Genomic DNA, 19543 nt, shown 5'->3' on the forward strand with positions numbered 1-19543 from the left:
GCTTCGGGGTTTTCTGGTATGCTACGTCAAAACCCTAACAAACGCGACGGGTGCAGGGTAGCCGCGTTTGTGCGGGCGGTGCGGGAAACCGAGCGTAGGGGTCGGGACTAAGCGGCAGCCCCGAACCTTTCGCGATACCGGATCGGAGGAACGCCCATCAGTTTGCGGAAATCGCGGCGAAAACTCTCGGCCGAGCCGAAGCCGCAGACGTCTGATATATCGGCCAGCGGGATGGCGCTATTTTCCAGCAGCTCAGCGGCGCGGGACACCCGTTCAAGCTTGAGCCAGTTGAGGGGGGTGTCGCCTGTCTCTTCGCGGAACCGGCGGGCCAGCGTGCGTCCGCTGGTCGCGGCGGTTTGTGCCATACGGGCCATCGGCCAGTCCTCGTCAAGTGTGGCGCGGATCATATCCTGTAGCACTGCAAGATCCGACCCCATCCGCGCCTTGGGCTCGGGGCGGGGCACGAACTGACGCTGCCCGCCATCGCGTTGTGCGGGAAGGACAAGCCGGCGGGCGACAGACGCAGCGACCTGCGCGCCGTGATCCTGCCGAATGATATGCAGCCCCAGATCCAGCCCCGCCGCCGATCCGGCGGAGGTGAAAACCCTGTCGTCTTCCACGAATAACACATCAGGGTCCACGGATATGTCAGGATAGCGCGCGGCCAGTTTATCGGTGTAGCGCCAATGGGTTGTGGCGCTTTTGCCTGTCAGCAGCCCCGCCGCGGCCAAGACAAAGACACCTGAACAGATCGACGCGATCCGCGCGCCTTGGGCATAGGCGTCTTGCAAGGCGGCGCATAGCGCGGGCGGGACGGGGGCATCGGCACCGCGCCAGCCGGGCACGATGATCAGGCTGGCTTGCCGCAGCAGATCAAGATCGTCCTGCGCCTCGATCGTGATGCCGCCCGTGGCGCGGATCGGACCGGGTTCGGCCTTAACGGTCGCATAGCTGTACCAATCCGCGAACTCGGGGCGGGGCAGGGCGAAAAGCTCTACCGCGATGCCGAATTCGAAGGTGCACAGCCCGTCATAGGCAAGCGCACAGACCAAGGGGGCATTTCGGGGCGCAATTTGGGACATTTTGGCAGAATCCGACCGAAGGTTGTCAATATAGCCAGTATCGCGGGTTTCGCAGAAATGGCAATCTTGGATCACCAACACATACCGGAGGTTTGACATGACCCTGCACCCTGAACTGCTGAGCGCGATAGAGACCTATTTTGACGCGATACACGAGTGTGACACCGACAAGCTGAATGCCGTGTTCCACCCGAGCTCAAGCCTGTTTGACGGCGACAATGGGACGGTCTTTGTAGAGCCGATCGACAGTTTCAGCCGCGATGTCGGGGCCCGCGTCTCTCCTGCCAGCATCGGGCAACCGCGCGAGGCAGAGGTGTTGATGATCGACATGCTGTCGCCGCTGAGTGCTACGGTGAAAATCCGCATCCGCGCCCATGACAATGTCTTCGTCGATCACCTTGGTTTCGTGAAGGGCGCGCAGGGGTGGCAGATTGTATCGAAGATCTGGCATCTTGAGCGGCGCATTGACGCGTCCAATGCGGTCTGAGCGGCGGGGCAATTCGATTTTACGACAACACCAAACATTTGAAAGGGATAGGAAATGACCAAGATGAATGCCGTAGGATGGTTCGATATCTATGTGGACGACCTTGATCGGGCGGTCGGGTTCTACGAAGCCATGCTCGACACCAAGCTGGAGCCGATGCCAGACCCGAGCGGTGAGATGCAGATGATGAGCTTTCCGACCGAGATGACAGCCTATGGCGCGGGGGGCGCATTGACCAAAGCGCCTTATGCGGGGCCCGGGGTCGGGGGCACGATTGTCTATTTCATGGTCGAGGATTGCGCCACCCAAGAGGAACGCGCGACCAGCGCTGGCGGCAGCGTCGCGCAGCCGAAAACATCCATCGGTGAGTTTGGCTGGATCCTCGTGTGTCAGGATACCGAGGGCAATATGGTCGGCTTCCACTCCATGCAGTAGCGGCGCAAGTATCGCTTAAATGCGCGCTGGCGAGGGGTCACCCCCCACGCCAGTGGCGCGTCAGCCCGCTTCTTTCCACGTCTGGGGCGTCAGGTAGACGACGCTGTCATCGACGCTGACCATCACGTCACCGTCCTGAATATGCACGCCAAGCTTCATCGCGCGGCTGGCCAGCTTTGCCAGCGCCGCGGTGTCATGCTCTGCCAGATTAACGACCTCGAGCTTGTCGAAACGGGCGGTGCCGCTACGGACCTTGTCCCACCAGACCTCTGCCGTTTTGCCGCCATAAGAATAGATCACGACCCGCGCGGATTTGTTGCACGACTGCCGGATGATCTTTTCACTTGGCAGGCCGAGAGCCACCCAAACGTCGATCTCGTCGCTCAGGCTTTTTTGCCAGATATCGGGTTCATCATCGGTCGACAGGCCCTTTGTCATCTCAAGGTGCTCATGCGCGTTCAGGGCAAAGGCCAGCAGGCGCACCATCAGACGTTCATCGGTTTCCGACGGGTGTTTGGCCACGGTCAGCTTGTGGGTCTCGTAGTAGTGGCGATCCATGTCCGAGACCGAAAGCTCGACTTTGTAGATCAGAGAATTTTGCGCCATGACGTTGCCGGACCCTTGATGACCGGACTGTCCTTTACAGTCTGGTGATGGGGGGCAGTACCTGCCGGTGACTGGATAAACAAGGCGAGACTGCGCTGTGGAAAATCATGCGTGTATGAGTGGTGGCGAAATATTCTTTCGCCAAGCGTGCTTTCCGTGTAAGATCATCAAACGCGTATCGCGCACGGACGTCTGACAATCCCGTGATCATCTTGGTCCAGACCTGTCAAAGGGTGCCATGAAACCTATGTTGACCAGTTCGAAACCACGCTGTTATACGCGCGCTCCGCCCTAGGCAAAAATTACCCAAGGACAACGACTTAATGATTGAATTCGAATTGAACGGACGGCAGGTCTCTGTCGACGCAGAGCCGGATACGCCCCTGTTGTGGGCGATCCGTGACGAGATCGGGCTGACCGGCACCAAGTTCGGCTGTGGCATCGGCGCCTGTGGCGCATGTACCGTGCATATCGACGGGACGGCCACACGGTCCTGCATCACCTATCTTTCGGATGTCGAAGGTATGAAGGTCACCACCATCGAAGGGCTGGACGAAAACGGCAACCACCCTGTGCAAGAAGCGTGGCGGAACCTGCGCGTGCCCCAGTGCGGCTATTGCCAGTCGGGTCAGATCATGCAGGCAGCGTCGCTGCTGAAAGACACGCCCAACCCCAGCGATGACGACATCGACGCGGTGATGACCGGCAACCTGTGCCGCTGCATGACCTATACCCGAATCCGTCAAGCCGTGCGCGATGCCGCCACCGCTATGGGAGGCTCCGACAATGGCTAATTTGATTTCCCGCCTCACAGGCGCAGAGACGCAACCCCAGATGACCCGCCGTGGGTTCCTTGTCTCCATGACGGCCGTTGGCGTTGCATTCGGCTTCCCGCAGGCGTCGAACGCCGCAATGAACCCTGCGGTGCCGGATGGCACGCCGGTCACGCCCAATGGCGACACGTTCGAGCCGTCGATGTGGTACTGGATCGACGCCGAGGGTCAGGTCAACGTCAACATCATCCGCGCCGAGATGGGCCAACACGTCGGCACCGCCATCGCGCGTATTCTGGCGGACGAGCTGGAAGTCGCATGGGAAAACGTACACATCACCCATGTCGATACAGCCGAGAAATGGGGCCTGATGGTCACCGGCGGCAGCTGGTCGATCTGGCAAAGCTGGCCTGTCTACCGTCAAGCGGGGGCCGCTGGCCGGACCGCCTTGATCGAAGCCGCAGCGGCCAAATGGGGTGTTGATGCCTCGGGTCTGACCGCACGCGATGGTGCGGTGACCGATGGCACGCAAACCATCAGCTATGGTGATCTGGTGGCCGAGGGGCTTGACCGCAGCTTCACCGAAGAAGAGCTGGCAGCCCTTCCGCTGAAACCCCACGCTGACCTGCGCCTTGTGGGCCAGGACGTGCATCCGCTTGATCTGGATACGAAAACCACGGGTCAGGCGATCTATGGTCTGGATGCCAAGGTCGACGGGATGGTGTACGGCGTGCCGATGCTGCCGCCGACGCGCTATGGCTCCAAGGTGAATGCCGTGGACGATAGCGGTGCCAAGGACATCAAGGGTTACCTTGAAACCGTGGTGATCGAGGACCCGTCGGGCACTGTGCCGGGCTGGGTTGTGGTGCTGGGCAAAACGCTGCACGCCGCGCGCACGGCGACCTACGAGATCAGCGTCGACTGGACCTCGGGCGAGACGGCGAATGTCTCGGAAGAGGATATCCAGGCGCGCTCGCGCGAGCTGATCCAGGGCGAGGAAGGGTCGATCCTGCACACAGAGCAGCCCGACACGACCGCTGCCTTTGATGCCGCCGCCGACATGCTCGAAGCCGAATACACCACGCAATCCGTGCTGCACTTCCAGATGGAGCCGGTGAACGCCACCGTTTTCCAGAACGCCGATGGTGTTTGGGAAACCCACGCGGGCAACCAGTGGCAATCGCTGATCCTGCCCACGTTGGCCGCCGCTTTGGAAGTACCCGCCGATAAGATCGTGATGCGCAGCTATATGCTGGGTGGGGGCTTTGGCCGTCGCCTGAATGGCGACTATATCGTGCCTGCAGCGCTCGCCTCGAAAGCGGTTGGCAAGCCGGTCAAGCTGGTGTTCTCGCGCGAGGAAGACGCGCAGTTCGACAGCATCCGGTCGCCGTCCGTGCAAAAACTGCGCATGGCGTTCGACGATGCCAAATCGGTCACGGGTATGGAACACCACGCCGCAGCCGGTTGGCCGACGCAGGTGATGGCACCGGGTTTCATGCCCAAAGGTGTCAACGAAGAACCCTATGACCCCTTTGCCATCGACGGTGCCGATCACTGGTACACGGTGGGTGCGCATCAGGTGCGGGCGATCTCGAACGATCTGGCGAATGCGACCTTCCGTCCCGGCTGGCTGCGGTCTGTCGGACCGGGCTGGACCAACTTTGCCGTGGAAAGCTTCATGGATGAAGCGGCGCATAAAGTCGGTGCCGATCCGTTGCAGTTCCGTCTGGATCACCTAAAGGCCGAAGGCATCAACGCGGGCTCTGCGCCCAATGCGGTTGGTGGGGCATCACGTCAGGCCGCTGTTTTGCAGCGCGTGGCAGAGATGTCGGGTTATGGCAGTGCAGAGCTGCCCGAGGGCACCGCAATCGGTATTGCCACCACCTATGGCCAGTCGCGCAGCATGCCGACCTGGACAGCGGCGGCGGTCAAGCTGGCGGTTGATCCTGAAACGGGCGCGGTCGATGTCCAGAAGATGTGGCTGGCGTTTGACTGTGGCACCGTGGTGGACCCCGACGGCGCGCGCGCACAATGCGAAGGTGCGGCCCTTTGGGGGCTGTCGATGGCGCTGCATGAAGGCACCCGGATCGAGAATGGCAACGTCATCGACCTGAACCTCGGGGCCTATACGCCACTGCGTCTGGCCGATGTGCCCGAGCTTGAAATCGACTTTGTCGAAAGCACCGAAGTTCCCGTTGGTCTGGGCGAGCCCGGCACCACCGTGATCGCACCCGCGATTGCCAACGCGATCTTCAACGCGACGGGCGCGCGCGTGCGTCATCTGCCGATCACCGGCGATGCTGTGCTTGCCGCGATGAAGTCCTAAAAACAGATCGGGCGGGCGCAGTCATCGCGCCCGCCCGTACCGACAAACCAAGTGCCCGCGGCTGATTCAAATCCGTCGGGTACCGTTGCCCATATTTCCCGAAATTTGTTCGTTTTCCCAACGCGCTGCGTCGTTGCGCATCGCGCCGTTCTGCGCACCGTGTTGCGTGGGATTGGCACCCCATCAGCTAAAACGCAAAGGATGTGCCACGCAGGCCCCCAGAACGCGAAAAGCGCCCCCGAAGGAGCGCTTTTTCGTTTACCGCCAACCACCTAAGGGGAAGTTGGCTCCGACGGTAGGGACCGTAACCTCAATTCTAACGAACTGAAATCAAATGATATTCTTGGCGTGATTCCTGTCCGAATCCACGGTGTGCCACAATCGATGTACTGATTTGTGCCAGTACGCAAGAAGTTTTTTTCATCAAGCCGTTTGATGAAGTCATTCTGCCCAATTAGTTTATGGGTTGACCCACGGTGTTAGACGGCTGTTCAAAAACGGGATGGCTCCGAACAGCTTTCCTATTGCACTGATCAGTCTCCTCGCTCCAAGCGCACCGAAACTTTGTAGGTGGCAGTCTCCGTAATCAGCACATAATCACCTTCTTGTGCTTTCGACGCTTCAAAGAAGCGCCGTACCCAGCCGCGCCCACGAAAGATAGATTTGGATCCATCGATATCGGTCAGGATTGGTTTCGGTCCGCCCCAGTCAATCTCAATCTGCCGTGGGGCTACGTCAGATTTGTTTTTGCCGCCAATCACGTCTTGTGGAAAGGCATTCAAGAACTTCGAAAGATTGATGTGATTGTTCCGTACATTTCCACCCGTCAGGCGGCTCCGGCCAAGAAATCTATACCTGCCTTCTGGTAGAGGTGGCATAGGATCAATTGCCGATCTCTTTGAGACGGGCTTCGCAACAGGGCGTTCCACCTCAGAGAGCTTTACGCTTTCTTGTAGCAATCGCGTTGGCGTTGATATGACCGAGCTGGATGAAGCTCCAGTCTCATGGCGAATACGGTTCAGTTCTCGCGTCTCCTCTGAGGAAAAAGTGACCCAAGTGACCGCGCCTGACTTATGTTGGTAGGGGACAGGGCGCTCCAAAGGAATGATGTCCGCGAGTTTCCAAGGGATGACCCATTTTGCAACTTCACCGCGTCGGATCATATCCTCCGGAATTTGATGATGGTTGATATTTGCAATCATCTCTGACGGGGTGAGTGCTTTCCCACAATCAACGAGGCGGGCGAGGCCAACGACATGGCCGCTACCTTTTTGGATAAGGCCAAACCACCCGCGTATCGAGGTCGCTTGTGATCGCATCTCCCAATCTTTGCGGCCTTCAAGAATGTGGCCGATCCAGGGATCGGCGATGATAAGTCCGCGGGTTACATTCATTTTTGTGTCTGTTTGCATGTTCATTATATTTCGTAAGCCCCCTCTGAATTAGGGGAGATAGGGGGCAAGCTGTCTCGATTAAACTGTTCGGCCATAATGTCTACGATGGCCGCATGTTGGCCACGGTTCGGTTGTGCCACAGCCTGCGTGAGGCCGGTCACATCTGCTTTATTGTCTCCCATTGGCCAAAGCGCCTGTTCTGCCAGGCGCCGTTTGCGTTGCATCAGGCTCTGAAGCAGGCTGTCAAAGCTTTGAGCTCCCAGCTCCGGGTGCAGCGCCATGGGGATATGAATGGAAACGGGCTGCGTTTGACCGATGCGGTGAACGCGGTCGTTACATTGCTCTTCTACCGCAGGATTCCACCAGCGGGATAGGTGAATGACATGGGTTGCGGCTGTCAGGGTCAACCCTGTGCCCGCCGACTTCGGACCGAGGATCAACATGTCAAAACCGCCGTCTGTCTTCAGATGTTGTTGAAAGCGGTTCACGATGTCCTGCCGGCGAGGGATAGGGGTATCGCCATTGATCACGTCAATTTTCTCGAGACTAAACATGTGACGCACGATTTCACCGAAACGGAACTGCATGTCCCGGTGTTCGATGAAAACCAACACACGCTCGTTTGCTTCTTTAATCTTGCGCAGGATGTCGATGACAGCGTCGAGACGTGCGCTCTTTGCGATGAACTGGTCAGGTGGTGTGGCTTCTGTATCACCAGGGTGTACCGAAACTGATCGGATATGATGCAGCATTTTTAACGCAGCTCCTGGGCCGCCATTGGCCAGTTTAAGCTGCGCCAAGTCATATGCATCTGCCTGCACCTTGGGCATCAAGCGCGGGTGCAGGTAGCGCCGTTTAACGGGCAGGTCACGCGCGACTTCTTCTTTCAGGCGGCGCAATCCGAGAGGAGGCATCGGGCCGCGGTCCTTAAAGACTCTTGTGTGTAGCTCGGCCATATTTTCAGCATCAGGCGCTGCATATCGCTCGCGAAATTCAACGCCAGAGCCAAGGCAGCCAGGCGCGATACGATCCATAATGGTCCATAGATCAATAGCTGCGTTTTCAATTGGTGTACCGGTTAGGCCAATTCGGAAGTCGGCGTTCATCGCCTCAACAGCTTTTGAGGCAAGGGTTGAGCGGTTTTTGATGTTCTGGATTTCATCCATAACGATGGCAGAGAAACGAACCTTGCCAAGGGAATGCTGATAATTTGCAAGTGTTGTATAGGTGGTGAGCATCCAGTATCGGTGGGCGCGACCATCCTCAAAGGCCTCATCCAGCCAATCGAGATCCAGCAGTGGCAGGCCCGATTGCGTTTCTGTTCCCTGTGCGTCATGGCGTTTTTGAGATCCCAATGCCCCACCATAGAGGCGGATCAAAGATCCGAATCCACGCCCTTCGACATGGTGTTCGACCTCCTGTTCCCAGTTGCGCAAAAGCGAGGTGGGCGCCACGATGAGAACTGGCCCACGGTTCGCCGCATCTGGTTGTTTCATGTGCTCTTTCAGCCAAGTCAAAAAGGCAATGGTCTGAAGCGTCTTACCCAGGCCTTGTTCATCCGCATTCAAAATTCCGGGCAACCCTGCTTGCCATGCCTTTTGCGCCCAATCGAAACTTTCCAATTGGTGTTGATGCAGGGGGGTACGGACCGAGCTGGGTAAGTCGGTTGGAACGGTTGCAATTCGCGGTGCAAATTTAGCTTCCCACGAAAGATCTTCATAATTGTCGAGCGTATCAAGGATGATCGGGCCATCGGTTTCTGGCGCTGCTTCGGGCACCTCAGTCGGAGAGACCTGCGCTTCGCGGTGTTCGATTTCGCCATTTATCGCGGCAAGACGGGCTGGCGTGATCTGCACAGTTTCGCCAGCGATCTCTGCTGGTAGATCCTTGCCGGTTTCCAATACATCGACCATGTGATCGCGCAAGTCATTTAGTTCTGCGGTGGGCAGGGCCTTGATTGCTTCGGCTAAATGTTCGGCAAAAGCTTCGGGCAGCCATGTGGTTCCGCTGCTCTCGATCTGGTCTTGCGGTCGTTCATAGACGACAACGCCTGTCACTCTTTCAGAATATTCTCGGCTCTCAATCAGCGCAGGGCCTGCAATCTGTTCAACCATCTCCTCTTGTGCCGCAGCGTCAAGGTTCTGGAAGCCTTCGGTCTGTTCAAGGTGGCGGTTAACAGCTTCGGTGATGAAGGCGCGTGGATTTTCAATGAAAGCTTGCCGTTCTTCACGCGGTGCATTCTGCATGCGAACCATCTCTTCAAGAACTGGGGCGGACCCTTTGTCGATCACCAGGTAGGAATTGTTGCCAAGCTGGTAAGCTGGCCGAGCACCGCGGGCATGCAAGCGATGCTGAAAAACCGCCAAAGCTTCGCCGTTGAGCTCAGCGTTTTGCTCAGAGATATCATCATCCGACAGCCCAGCATCGTCGAGCTGTTGTGCGGAATATGGCACGATTTCAAATTGTCCCAGGGAGGCATCTGGGGACACTGAAAACCGGTCTGCGATGCGTACCTCAAGCCCCCGCAGAAAGGCCGTCATAGAAAGGCCTGCCATTTCCTTGTTGGCGGGCATTTCGCTTTCAATAATGTCTTCGGGTTCAATGGCGCGGCGAAAATCGGCCAGCGCACGCCAATGCTGTTCAACCGGTTGTGTCGCGTCAAATGTGTCAGCCAGATCCAGAGCGCGTTTCATCCATAGGGGGAGCCGGCGTGGTCCATTTGACGTGTGCAAAATTGCGCCGGTTCTTTTGGGGATTTCGCGCCGGCCCTCACGAGACCATTCATAGTGAAGTCGAAAATCAGGTCGTCCCAATACGCCTGTCACATCGGTTTTCAGCATCAGATCGACAGTTGCAGGAAGGCCGAGGGCCTCGGCAGACGGTGCAGAAAGTTGGGCCGCAGCATCATGGGAGATGCGCAGGTGATCAGGCGCGATTTCAACATCTTCTGGGTGCGCGTCCTCCCAAGCACGCAAATCACCGATCGCAAACAGAAGGTTGCGATCTTCGGGGGCAAGATCGGTAAAGCTGCGCGCGGTTGGTTTTGAGATCAGGCGTAAAAGGATGCCTTGTCTTTGTTGTGGAAAACGAATTTCGACGTGGTTGTCGGTTATAATAGGGCTGGGTGCGCTGTTAGACATGTTTTTCTACCCAATTCTCCCATACTGCCAATTTACGGCTCTCACTCCAATAGTGGGTCTGGGATAAGCGAGACCTTCGCATAATGTCGTCGCAGTAATATTGGCCCTTATACAGGGCTGGGGCGTTTGGGTCGTCGATTTTGAAGATATGCGTTTTGTAACTGTGACATCCATCTACAACTATTTTGTTGCCAATGCGCATGATCAGCAGCGATGTGCTGCCGCCGCGATCAAGTTGCCGTGCGAACCGCCGGTTCATGTCCGTTTTGCCGCCCCGTAACAGATTGTTTTCGGCATAATGACGTGCCTCCGTGCCGAAAGCGACCCATGCCTCGTCGATCATCTTATCGTCATATAGCTTGAGCCAGAAATCGCGCCGTGGTGGCCACATGTGACTGTTTTGGGTGGCAGTGACCATGTTGCAGAAGAACTTCATGTCCTGATGGGTCAACCATCGCAACAGGATGGCGCGCAGCTCCGGGTCAAAGCCAGACCAAATGCCCCCGGCATGCAGTCGCGGGTCATTCCATGCGGCGATGATTGCCTCGCTGAGTTCATTGCGCAGGGCATCGGGGGGCGTTTTGGTACGCCAGACCGACAATAGGGCCTCAACCGCCGGACCCGCACCTGCTTGCAGTACCGGCCCATTTTGCGGGGTCAGCCAGTTGAAAAGTTTATGACGGGCCGAAGTATTTACAAGATCGGGCGCGAGAGATTTTACAAAGAGCTTTTGTGCGGCTTTTGCCAGACCAGAGGTGTGGGGACTGCTCAATCCGATGGATTGAAGTTTGGCATATGCATCGTCTGTTTCAAGCATGAGGTGCGCCATACCTCTCGGCGCAGCATCAGGCGTGAACACTTGGGGCAGGGCGGTGATTAATTTCCGATGCCGCCCTCCCAAGTCGCTGCTGCGGGCAGACAGGGATTTTGCAAGATCGCGGGTGTGGTCTGCGTCAACCGTAAAGCTGTCCAGATAGACCCCCACCATACCGTCGAGAAAGGCCCCTGGTTCCCGAGTGGCGATTTCATCGAAGTAAAATTCACGCACGTCGCTTAGGTCGGGCCGATTGCAGCGTTCCTTGTCAAAGACAGCAACCGCAGCCGAGATTACCCTCTGGGTGGTAATGTTTTCCCAGTTCCACTCAGAGACACGCAATCGCATATTTTGGGCCAGCTTTTCGCGATCCCGATCCTCTGGGATGCGGACAGCATCGGGCCAGCGGCTCAGGATGTTGTCGACGGAGCGCTTGATCTGACCGAGCGGTGGCAGGGCTCGTGTGCGGAAAGATTGGCCTCGTTGCAGTAAGGCTCGCGTCGATTCGCGGGGGCGGTTTGTCTCAGGGGCGTTCATGGCTGCACCACGACGTTTTCCAGCGCCTCTCGTACAACTTCGATCCCGTCGGTATCCTGAGGCGTCACCATTATGAAGCGAAGATCAATCCTGCGGTTGGTTGCCCGGCCTTCCTGTGTGGCGTTGGGCGCGACAGGGCGATCGGGCCCATAAGCGGCGACTGAAAGAACGGGCTGATTCTTCAGGTTTAGGTGCTCCATAACCCCTTGGGCTGCTTGTGTCATGGCAAAGAAAGTGTTGTTGGCACGTGCAGCCGACAGCGTGCGGTTCAGTCGATCTGTCCCAACATTGTCAGTATGACCTTCAATTTGGACGGCCTCAACCATAACAAATTCGGAATTACATGTGCGATCAAACTGCGATGCTCGACCAATTGTAAAACAGGGCAGTACCTCATTCAGCCGCTGCGCGAGCCGGGCGACGATCTCGCGTCTGTCGCGGGCCAAATCTGACCGGCCGGAGCCAAAAAGGCCCTCCCCCTGAAAGCGCAACGCGTCGGATTCTTCGCTCAATTCGACTTGTAAGTCAGGGAAATCAGCCTTGATTGCGTCCCGTAGTTGCGTCAGCACCTTACGCCTCGTCTGAGTTACCTGCGCCAGATATGCCTCAAGCGGGTCAATCTTTTTTAATTCGGCAAGCTCCTGGTGGAGTTGATCGATCTCGGCATCTTTCTGCTCAATCTCTGCGATCAACTGCCGGAGACGCTCTTCGAGGTTTTTGATCCGCGTTTTTGCGGTTGTGAGGTTGGCGGTCAGCTGCAGGACCAGAGCCTCCAATTGCCTTTTTTCCTGCAAGAGCTTTGCAAGCTGGGTCTCAAGCCGTCCAATTGTTTGTTCACGTGTTTCGGCTATCTGTTGCCAGCTATCGCGCGCTTCAACAACTCGGTCGTATTCAATCTTTGACACCGCATCTGGATCCCCGGCTTGGCTCGCGAAAAATGCAAGCAAAATCATCATGATGAATAGGAACCCGACCGTCATGTCGGTCATTGATACGAAGGCGCTTTCTTCTTCCTCTTCGTGGCGTATGCGTTTTGCCTGCGCTCTCATGTTCGCTGCTGCCGTTGTGAAGGAAGGAACGCCTCGGCCTGTTCAACGACGCTTTTGAGGGTGTCCAGTCCAGGAGCAAGGGCATCGCGCATTTGCCCAACGTGATCTTGCGCCGACCCGAGAGCAGCCTCCAGTTGCGAATTGTACTCTGTCAGCGCACGGCCAAGCATTTCATCGATTTGGTCAAGCTTCTCTGCTTCGCTGGAAAGCTGTGACATTGCGGCATGTGTCGCCTCAAGTGAGCGGCGGATTCCTTCCCGTTCGTTCCCAAGGGCGGTCTGAGCAGTATCCAGAACATGTGTGGCATTCTCAGCAATAGAAGCTGAGTTTTGCATCAGGGTCTCTGAGACAGTCTCAACCAGTTCACCAACCCGCCGCAGGGTTGTTTCTATGCGTTCTTGCGAGGCGCGGATTGGGTCTGCCGCAGATGTGAGGCTTTGGCTTGCATTGCGGAACCCTTCGGATGCGCCGTGTATCGCATCTGCGCCGGTGTTCATGCCCTGCGCCGCGCTTTGGGCTCCGGCCGCTCCGCGCTGTACTGCTTCGGCCATAGTCTCCAGCCGTGTGCTGATCGTATCGAGCCGCGACAAAAGTTCTTCGCCAATTACACCACCCATTTCGGAGCCAAGCTTTGCAATATCCGTGCTGGTTTTATGGAAGCTGTCCACCAAGCTTTTACTGACGCCTTCAATTGCTTGACCAGCCTCTGCGCTGGTTTGAGCCATGCGGTCTCGCGCGGCCTGGCTACTTTCTTCGCTTGCGCTGGCTAAGGTGTCGCGGAACCCTTCGGCGGCAGACCGCATTTGTTCGGCGGCAGTGCGCATAGCTTCCGCTCCTTGGCCGGTGTTGTCGCGTATGCCTTCCAACGTGTCATTCATGACGGACAGCAAGCGATCTGCACCCTCATTCATTGCTTTCGATGCTGTGCGACCACTGGCTGCCACTTCGGTGCGCATCTCCGCCATGGCGCGCGCCATCTGATCCAGCGCGTCCCGCAGCCCGTCACCTGCTTGAGTGTTGGTTGAGCTCATTCGATCAACCATCGTGCCTATGCGGTCAGTCGCCTCACCCAGCGACTCACTGGCGCGTGTTAACGCGTTCCCGACAGAGTGGGAGAGCTGTTGAGAGAGATCTCCGACCATTCCTTCCATGCTACTTGTGCCCATGGAGGTGACACGGTCGAAAATCGGGTCCATCCGATCCGCGATAGCGCTTGTGATTTGTTCTGGCAAAGCCTCAAGGGGCTTTTGAAGCTCCGCGACCATACCCATGCCGATTTCGCGCAGATGTTCGCGTTGTTCGGTTGCTGCGCGCAGCTGGCGAAATCCGATATCCTCCAAGCTGACGAACACGAGACGTCGTTCTATACCGATACAAAGGCGATGCAGGGCTGCATCCATCGTGTTTTGACGTGCGCGAAGCAGGAACGTGAACAAGATCGAGCAGAACAGGCCAACAAGCGACATGACAAACTTAGCAGAGGCAATTTGCATAAAGTCCTGCATCGCCCTATCCATTCCACCTGTCCCAGCGTTCATTGACTGCGAAAATTGGTGCAACGCTGCTACCAACCCCAAGAATGTCAACAACAGGCCAGCTGAGACCAATGTATTCGGCAAGATACGAAAGATCCCTGGACCAAACCCCAAGTCATCGACGTTTAGAAATGATGCGGGCCGGATCGAGTTACGCAGGCTAAGGGGGCCATCTACATCATCGTGTACAATGGTCTCATTAAACTCATCGAAAGCTTCCCAAACAGTCTCTCGTGGACCTTTTTTACGATAGTCGTTTCGAAGTTCATGGATGAGGTCGGAATGGCTATCCGCAAATGCCGAGATGTCCGCAAAAGCTCTAACTTTTTTGTCCAACAAATTAACAGCACTCAGTTGGCGGCTCGACCGAATAAAATACCAAACGGCAAAGATAGTCGTAGCAAAAATGATCATTCCTGCGATCTGGCCGGGTCGGCTGTCAGAGAGAGTTAACGCCTCCGCAACAGAAATGATTCCATTTTTGAGAAAAAGTCCCAACTGGTCGCTAAATGTCTGAAACACCAAATTCTTCCTGAAATATATCAACAGCCGTAGCTCAAGAATTCGATGCTATTTTCCATCTTAGGTTACTTCAAGGCTGAGTTGATCTATCTTAAATAATAAATTTGCCATAGGAAACGCAGCTGCCGTTCTCTTAGAAAGGGTCGGCACATCTATCTTGGTTGAGGTACAGGAGGATTGGTGCAAATATGCACATCAAGCAGGTCACCGGCAAAATAACCAGCATTTCTGCTCGTAGTTGTGCCTTACATTTTTAGGAAATACGACCGATCTAACTGCTTAATTGCAGTTACCAAATCGTTGATGGATTTGAGATATTTAGAAGGCGTATATGCTGCATGCGCATCTGCCCCAAGAAGCTCATTCAGCATCGGTTTTGTGCGTGACGGATCGGTCGAAACAGCAAAAGCAAAACCTTCCATCGCACAATCATAATTCAATGATTTGGCATACAACCAGCTTGCCAGTCTTTCCTCGTTCTGGATTTTGCTTCTAAAGCCGCTTTTCAAGATGATCTCGCCACGAGCAATCTGGTAACCGCGCCAGAAGGCTTCGCCTTTGTTCATGCTGAACTGCAGGTCCTGGCGTGTTGGAACTCCCTCCATGCGGCCGATGTGATACATGTCAGCATAAGCATCCAATGCAGTCGCAAGGTACATACCGCAGGCAGCATCCATCTCGACATTATTTAGGTCCATGGTTTTGGATTTTGCTTTTACCTTTGACAGCGCGGAGGGACCAATATGCAAATAAAATAAAGTTTCAGGGCTCACTTTTGCCAGCTTTTCAAGTTCTATGTCGTCTGGAGTGGTCTTAGTAAGGGGCATGGCTGTGTATAGTCCAAAATTGAAATTTGTCTGATTGATAGGTATCAGGTTTGGCTTTTTGTTCAACGCTGTAGGCTGTAAGCTAAAACTGATCCAGTAGGGGTGCAGATAAAAAAGTTAGACTATTTTGGAGATAGTCTATGTACAGCTACGAAGAGAGAATGCGCGCGGTTAAGCTTTATATCAAGCTCGCTAAGCGTGCAGGCCACGGTCCGTGAATGGGGGTATCCAATGAAGACCAGGCTTGTCGCGGGCCAACCAAAAGCCTGCCGAGCGCTTGAGCGATTTGAGGATACTGCGCACGAAGCCATTGCCCGAACTGTCGACGAAGAATGTGAAACCCATACCCGCAAAATCTCGCTATGAATGAGTGATCGGTGGGGGGCAGGTCAGGGTCTATAGAGCACTTTCACCCAGCAATCAGAGAATGAAGAAATCTCTACCGAAAATGTAAATATTTCAACGCAAGTTGGCCTTGAGATCGGAGTAAAGTGCAACGATTTCGGTCTTCGCTATCGAGGCTTGTCCCGCCGTTCTCGCTTTTGCTTCAGTAAAATCGATCGCCCGGAATTTGGCAAGTAGCTCTTCGATTGATATATTCGCGCGTAGAAAGTTGTGTGAGTTTTTCGAAACCCCTCTGAGGCATGTCTTCACTGTGCCCGCATGCTCGCCGACACGCTGTATTGCAAAATCTGCCTCCTCACGGACGACGAAGTCGAAATCTGGATGCACAGTTGGCAACTTAGTTTTGGGTCGCAAGTCATGCCGTCGCTCCCAAACCTGGAAGACGCAAGAAACAGGGTGGCTCTTACCCTCGAACATAAAACTATCGCGCTCAAGCACGCGCTGATTAAGTAGATGAAATTGAGGGGAAAGGCGGTTTTTTATGCTGTCCTTCTCAAATGTTCGCGGAACAATGAACGCTATTTGTTCAGCAAATGTTGCCGCGTGATTGAAAAACAAGATTGCAAGACTGCAGCTCTTACCGAATGGGGGGTTGCCGATTACAATGGCGGGTTCACTACGCTCCAGCTTCAAGAAGTCTTGTCGCGCAATCCTTCGATCTTCCGGCAGAAGGTCATAGGCCAATGTGCACGAAGGCAAGAAGTCAAGGAACGCGCCTGCACCAGCGCTCGGCTCCAATAGGTCAGTTTTCGTGGTGTTCAGATTTATACCTGTCCAATTTTCGAGGTCACTTACACACTGGCGTGCTACCTCTGGCTTTGTGTAAAATTTGTCGAGATTTCGAGACAGCTCTTTACTGTTGATCGGAAGATCGAACGGGGCGGGTGTGAATGATTTTTGATTGTGATAGATCGTCATGGAAAGGACTTGGGTCCATGTCGATCTGGCCGGAAATCTGATATGATGATTTGATGCGATCCGCCGAGAGGACTGCGCAAATGGACTTATTCGAGCTTGTGATATCGGCTGTGATGGTCGCTATTGCACACTACGGCCGACGGTAAAGGTCGCTCTCCCTTTTCGGGATCTTGCTGAGCATCACTTTGCCGGTGCAATGGATCAAAATCTTCATCGAACGGATGTGCTGGGAACATAAACAGGCGCTGTAGGCCGTTCATGTTCAACGACAGCAACGGCGGATTGCCGACCTTCGCTGCGTTCTGTATCAAGGTCAGCTTTGCGCAGCGAGTGGAATTGGCAACGTCACTCTGTCGGCCCGTCATAGCGACCTTGGGAATCCACTGATTAAGCGCTCAGCGGACTAAAAATTGCGTTTTCTACACTTTCCCAAACCTACGCCCGTCCACCCCAACGGACGTTCAGGACAAGACGAATGACAGAGCCTCGGAAGAACTTACATTGTCGCGGTGAAGATGTTCAAAATGACATCAGCAGGTCGATCGGCCGTTGCACTGTTATTACTGATTGAAACCAAGAGACCTATGTGAAAGTTTTCGCGTAAACTTGAACGCGAGATTTTACATGCTACTAAAAAAAACCAAAAGTTGGATCAATAAAAGCGAAAACCTGGGAACACTATTTTTTATTCAGAGAATGGATGAATTAATTTATCCTTACACAATGGATAGCTATCGGGCCGCAACGACCAACGCTCCTTTTCTTATTCTTGAGAGCCTTCGAGTGCTTTCGGATCATGAAGACCACGATATCAACCCCGCACACATTGAAAGAATTTGGGAAGAACTCGAAGACCGCATGTCCGGCAACTTCGTTGCAAATTCCATGCTAACAATGCCTTGGGAAGAATATGGAAAGGTTGACCGTAAAAATCTTGAAGCTCTCAAGGGGACGCTCCAAGTCCTAAAGGTTGAAGTTCAGCCAATAAAATACCTAAAGCGCTGCTTCGATATAGTAAAAACTAACCCACAGTCCCACCTTAAGAACTTTGATTTTCTTGCACGAGAAATATGTACCACAATAGTAAACTGTGGCGTAGACGTAAAATGGGTATCTTGGCTTCTGGATGAGCACTTCTTCAGGGAAGAGGCCCCTGAGGGCGAAGATTCAGTAGACAGTTTTTTCAAGAAACTCATGCCAAACAGAAGTGTGTACACAATTCACACAACCATCAAGACTGACGCAGGAAAAATTAAAAAAGATATCAGGGGAATTTTTGACATAGAGTTCAGTGATGACAAACCTAAAGAGATCTCTGAGCATCCAGAAGGACTATCAGCAGCTGCCGGGGAAATATACGTTTCGATAGACAACGTTACAGCCCCAGATCCATTCACTGCGCTTAATAATGCAAAACGCAATATTGCAAGAATGCATGATCTGTACGGCCTTTTCTATCATAAGGGAAGCTACCAGATTGGCACACATGCTATAGCAGTTGATAACACCGACGAACAAGCTAAAGACGAGAAAAATAGCAGCTACGTGCTGCGAGCAGATGCGAACAGTATGGAGCTCATTAAGGACAATCGACGGGGAAGAGCTGACCGAAAGCTGGAAAGCCTGATCAAGAATGTAATGCTACCGGGCGGAAAAGACTCAGAGAAATTCTTTAGGGTTGTCGATTTTCACGGAATGAGTCTTGGATCGAAGGTGCCCGAAAATCAGTTGATCAACCTATGGACATCTCTTGAGACAATCGCGCCATCTCAGAAGGGAAATAGCATAATCGGGAGCGTAATCGGGGGAGTAGTCCCGTTCATATGTCTGCAATATTTTTCAAAAATATTCACAAACCTTGCGAGAGACATCAAGAGATGGGACGATGATGCATTCAAGGATGCTCTAAAAAGGGCTGAAATCCCTGTCCATACATCGATTGCCGAAAAAGCCTTTCATCTAACCATGCTAAAGGAAAATGATGCGCACTGCACCGAACTGTTGGAGAAGATGAACGAATTTCCTCTACTGAGGAACCGGATATACTCAATTAATAAGAAAGCGCAATCTGGGAAAGAGTTTAGCACATGGCTTGAAAGCCATCAGAAACGAGTTGAACATCAGCTTTATAGGATATACCGAACCAGAAATTCAATCGTGCACTCAGCCACCGACCCCGCTGGAATTGAAAACCTGATTGTTAGCGCGCACGATTATTTTGATCAAGTATTTTCGCTGTCTTCTGAAATGTGCGGCTCTCCATTTGGATTTTCGAATTACGCCGATTGCTTTAATTTCGCAAGAATGTCGTTTGAAAATTACAAGCGAAACTTGGAAAAAATAGAGAATATTGACCAAGAAAGTGCATCCAAGATAGTTTGGACTTACTCAGTAAAATAGCATACGATACCAGCTCAGAATAGTTTATCGTGCGAGAACGGGACCATCTCTGCATCACCTATTTTTTTATGACTTCTTGACATCTGAGTATTTGCTGTCGCGCTCAGGTGAGAAGAAGCTATTTCATTTGGTGTTCGCGCTTGCGTCGGTTTCGTATGCGATCTGGGTCTGTATGTTCTACATAAACGTCCCCAAACGTGGACAGTCGACGACTTCTGCTGCGCCTCTGCAGCGAGAAGGTGTTTTGCCTTCATGCCCTTACCTCAGCGATGATCCACCTGAGAAGGCTCCAC

General features: G+C 54.1%; 14 protein-coding genes. 5 read left to right on the top strand and 9 right to left on the bottom strand.

All coding sequences use genetic code 11. The features are described from left to right. Positions 1-107: 107 nt before the first annotated feature. The gene (gene ftrA, locus ABM428_RS08370; protein WP_240790777.1) at positions 108-1082 is read right to left on the bottom strand and encodes a transcriptional regulator FtrA; all 975 of its coding nucleotides are present in this window, start codon (positions 1080-1082) and stop codon (positions 108-110) included. A gap of 97 nt (positions 1083-1179) precedes the next feature. On the opposite strand from ftrA, the gene ABM428_RS08375 reads away from it, so the two are divergent. Together ABM428_RS08375 and ABM428_RS08380 are read left to right on the top strand one after the other, a co-directional pair. Beyond that, entirely contained in the window at positions 1180-1569 is a 390-nt protein-coding gene (locus tag ABM428_RS08375) for a nuclear transport factor 2 family protein (RefSeq protein WP_132996698.1), read from the top strand. 54 nt (positions 1570-1623) lie between these two features. Next, positions 1624-2004, top strand: a complete 381-nt coding sequence (locus tag ABM428_RS08380) for a VOC family protein (protein ID WP_037944097.1) — start codon at positions 1624-1626, stop codon at positions 2002-2004. Positions 2005-2064: 60 nt separating this feature from the next. On the opposite strand, the gene ABM428_RS08385 is transcribed toward ABM428_RS08380, so the two are convergent. Beyond that, a complete protein-coding gene (locus ABM428_RS08385) occupies positions 2065-2610 on the bottom strand; it encodes a YaeQ family protein (RefSeq protein WP_064215780.1) in 546 nt (181 codons plus the stop codon). 323 nt (positions 2611-2933) lie between these two features. Here ABM428_RS08385 and ABM428_RS08390 point away from each other — a divergent pair, with 323 nt between their 5' ends. Next, positions 2934-3404, top strand: coding sequence for a (2Fe-2S)-binding protein (locus ABM428_RS08390; protein WP_037962516.1), 471 nt, complete (start codon positions 2934-2936; stop codon positions 3402-3404). Beyond that, complete coding sequence (locus ABM428_RS08395; protein WP_132996697.1) at positions 3397-5709, top strand: xanthine dehydrogenase family protein molybdopterin-binding subunit; 2313 nt, start codon at positions 3397-3399, stop codon at positions 5707-5709. The genes ABM428_RS08390 and ABM428_RS08395 overlap by 8 nt, the downstream gene beginning before the upstream one ends. A gap of 533 nt (positions 5710-6242) precedes the next feature. Here the strand turns inward: ABM428_RS08395 and ABM428_RS08400 are convergent. The 7 genes from ABM428_RS08400 to ABM428_RS08430 form a co-directional block, all read right to left on the bottom strand. Next, a complete protein-coding gene (locus ABM428_RS08400) occupies positions 6243-7103 on the bottom strand; it encodes a hypothetical protein (protein ID WP_353627827.1) in 861 nt (286 codons plus the stop codon). A 23-nt stretch (positions 7104-7126) separates the two neighbouring features. Continuing rightward, entirely contained in the window at positions 7127-10243 is a 3117-nt protein-coding gene (locus ABM428_RS08405) for a DEAD/DEAH box helicase (RefSeq protein WP_353627828.1), read from the bottom strand. Next, a complete protein-coding gene (locus ABM428_RS08410; RefSeq protein WP_353627829.1) occupies positions 10236-11594 on the bottom strand; it encodes an EH signature domain-containing protein in 1359 nt (452 codons plus the stop codon). The genes ABM428_RS08405 and ABM428_RS08410 overlap by 8 nt, the downstream gene beginning before the upstream one ends. After that, on the bottom strand, positions 11591-12643 hold the full coding sequence (locus ABM428_RS08415) for an OmpA family protein (protein WP_353627830.1): 1053 nt from the start codon (positions 12641-12643) through the stop codon (positions 11591-11593). Before ABM428_RS08415 ends, ABM428_RS08410 begins: the two co-directional genes overlap by 4 nt. Continuing rightward, complete coding sequence (locus tag ABM428_RS08420; protein WP_353627831.1) at positions 12640-14700, bottom strand: hypothetical protein; 2061 nt, start codon at positions 14698-14700, stop codon at positions 12640-12642. Before ABM428_RS08420 ends, ABM428_RS08415 begins: the two co-directional genes overlap by 4 nt. Before the next feature lie 245 nt (positions 14701-14945). Further along, positions 14946-15527 carry a hypothetical protein gene (locus ABM428_RS08425; protein ID WP_353627832.1) on the bottom strand — a complete coding sequence of 194 codons (582 nt, stop codon included), beginning with the start codon at positions 15525-15527 and terminating at the stop codon, positions 14946-14948. A 459-nt stretch (positions 15528-15986) separates the two neighbouring features. Beyond that, a complete protein-coding gene (locus tag ABM428_RS08430) occupies positions 15987-16850 on the bottom strand; it encodes a hypothetical protein (protein WP_353627833.1) in 864 nt (287 codons plus the stop codon). A gap of 624 nt (positions 16851-17474) precedes the next feature. Here ABM428_RS08430 and ABM428_RS08435 point away from each other — a divergent pair. After that, the gene (locus ABM428_RS08435; protein WP_353627834.1) at positions 17475-19250 is read left to right on the top strand and encodes a hypothetical protein; all 1776 of its coding nucleotides are present in this window, start codon (positions 17475-17477) and stop codon (positions 19248-19250) included. The last annotated feature ends 293 nt before the right edge of the window (positions 19251-19543 follow it).

The organism is Sulfitobacter sp. TCYB15 (assembly GCF_040435955.1).
Classification (GTDB): Bacteria; Pseudomonadota; Alphaproteobacteria; order Rhodobacterales; family Rhodobacteraceae; genus Sulfitobacter; species Sulfitobacter pontiacus.

Bases quoted from the DNA above. Each gene is read 5' to 3' on its own strand.
- ftrA (WP_240790777.1), bottom strand. From the start codon at position 1,082: ATGTCCCAAATTGCGCCCCGAAATGCCCCCTTGGTCTGTGCGCTTGCC.
- ABM428_RS08375 (WP_132996698.1), top strand. From the start codon at position 1,180: ATGACCCTGCACCCTGAACTGCTGAGCGCGATAGAGACCTATTTTGAC.
- ABM428_RS08380 (WP_037944097.1), top strand. From the start codon at position 1,624: ATGACCAAGATGAATGCCGTAGGATGGTTCGATATCTATGTGGACGAC.
- ABM428_RS08385 (WP_064215780.1), bottom strand. From the start codon at position 2,610: ATGGCGCAAAATTCTCTGATCTACAAAGTCGAGCTTTCGGTCTCGGAC.
- ABM428_RS08390 (WP_037962516.1), top strand. From the start codon at position 2,934: ATGATTGAATTCGAATTGAACGGACGGCAGGTCTCTGTCGACGCAGAG.
- ABM428_RS08395 (WP_132996697.1), top strand. From the start codon at position 3,397: ATGGCTAATTTGATTTCCCGCCTCACAGGCGCAGAGACGCAACCCCAG.
- ABM428_RS08400 (WP_353627827.1), bottom strand. From the start codon at position 7,103: ATGAATGTAACCCGCGGACTTATCATCGCCGATCCCTGGATCGGCCAC.
- ABM428_RS08405 (WP_353627828.1), bottom strand. From the start codon at position 10,243: ATGTCTAACAGCGCACCCAGCCCTATTATAACCGACAACCACGTCGAA.
- ABM428_RS08410 (WP_353627829.1), bottom strand. From the start codon at position 11,594: ATGAACGCCCCTGAGACAAACCGCCCCCGCGAATCGACGCGAGCCTTA.
- ABM428_RS08415 (WP_353627830.1), bottom strand. From the start codon at position 12,643: ATGAGAGCGCAGGCAAAACGCATACGCCACGAAGAGGAAGAAGAAAGC.
- ABM428_RS08425 (WP_353627832.1), bottom strand. From the start codon at position 15,527: ATGCCCCTTACTAAGACCACTCCAGACGACATAGAACTTGAAAAGCTG.
- ABM428_RS08430 (WP_353627833.1), bottom strand. From the start codon at position 16,850: ATGACGATCTATCACAATCAAAAATCATTCACACCCGCCCCGTTCGAT.
- ABM428_RS08435 (WP_353627834.1), top strand. From the start codon at position 17,475: ATGCTACTAAAAAAAACCAAAAGTTGGATCAATAAAAGCGAAAACCTG.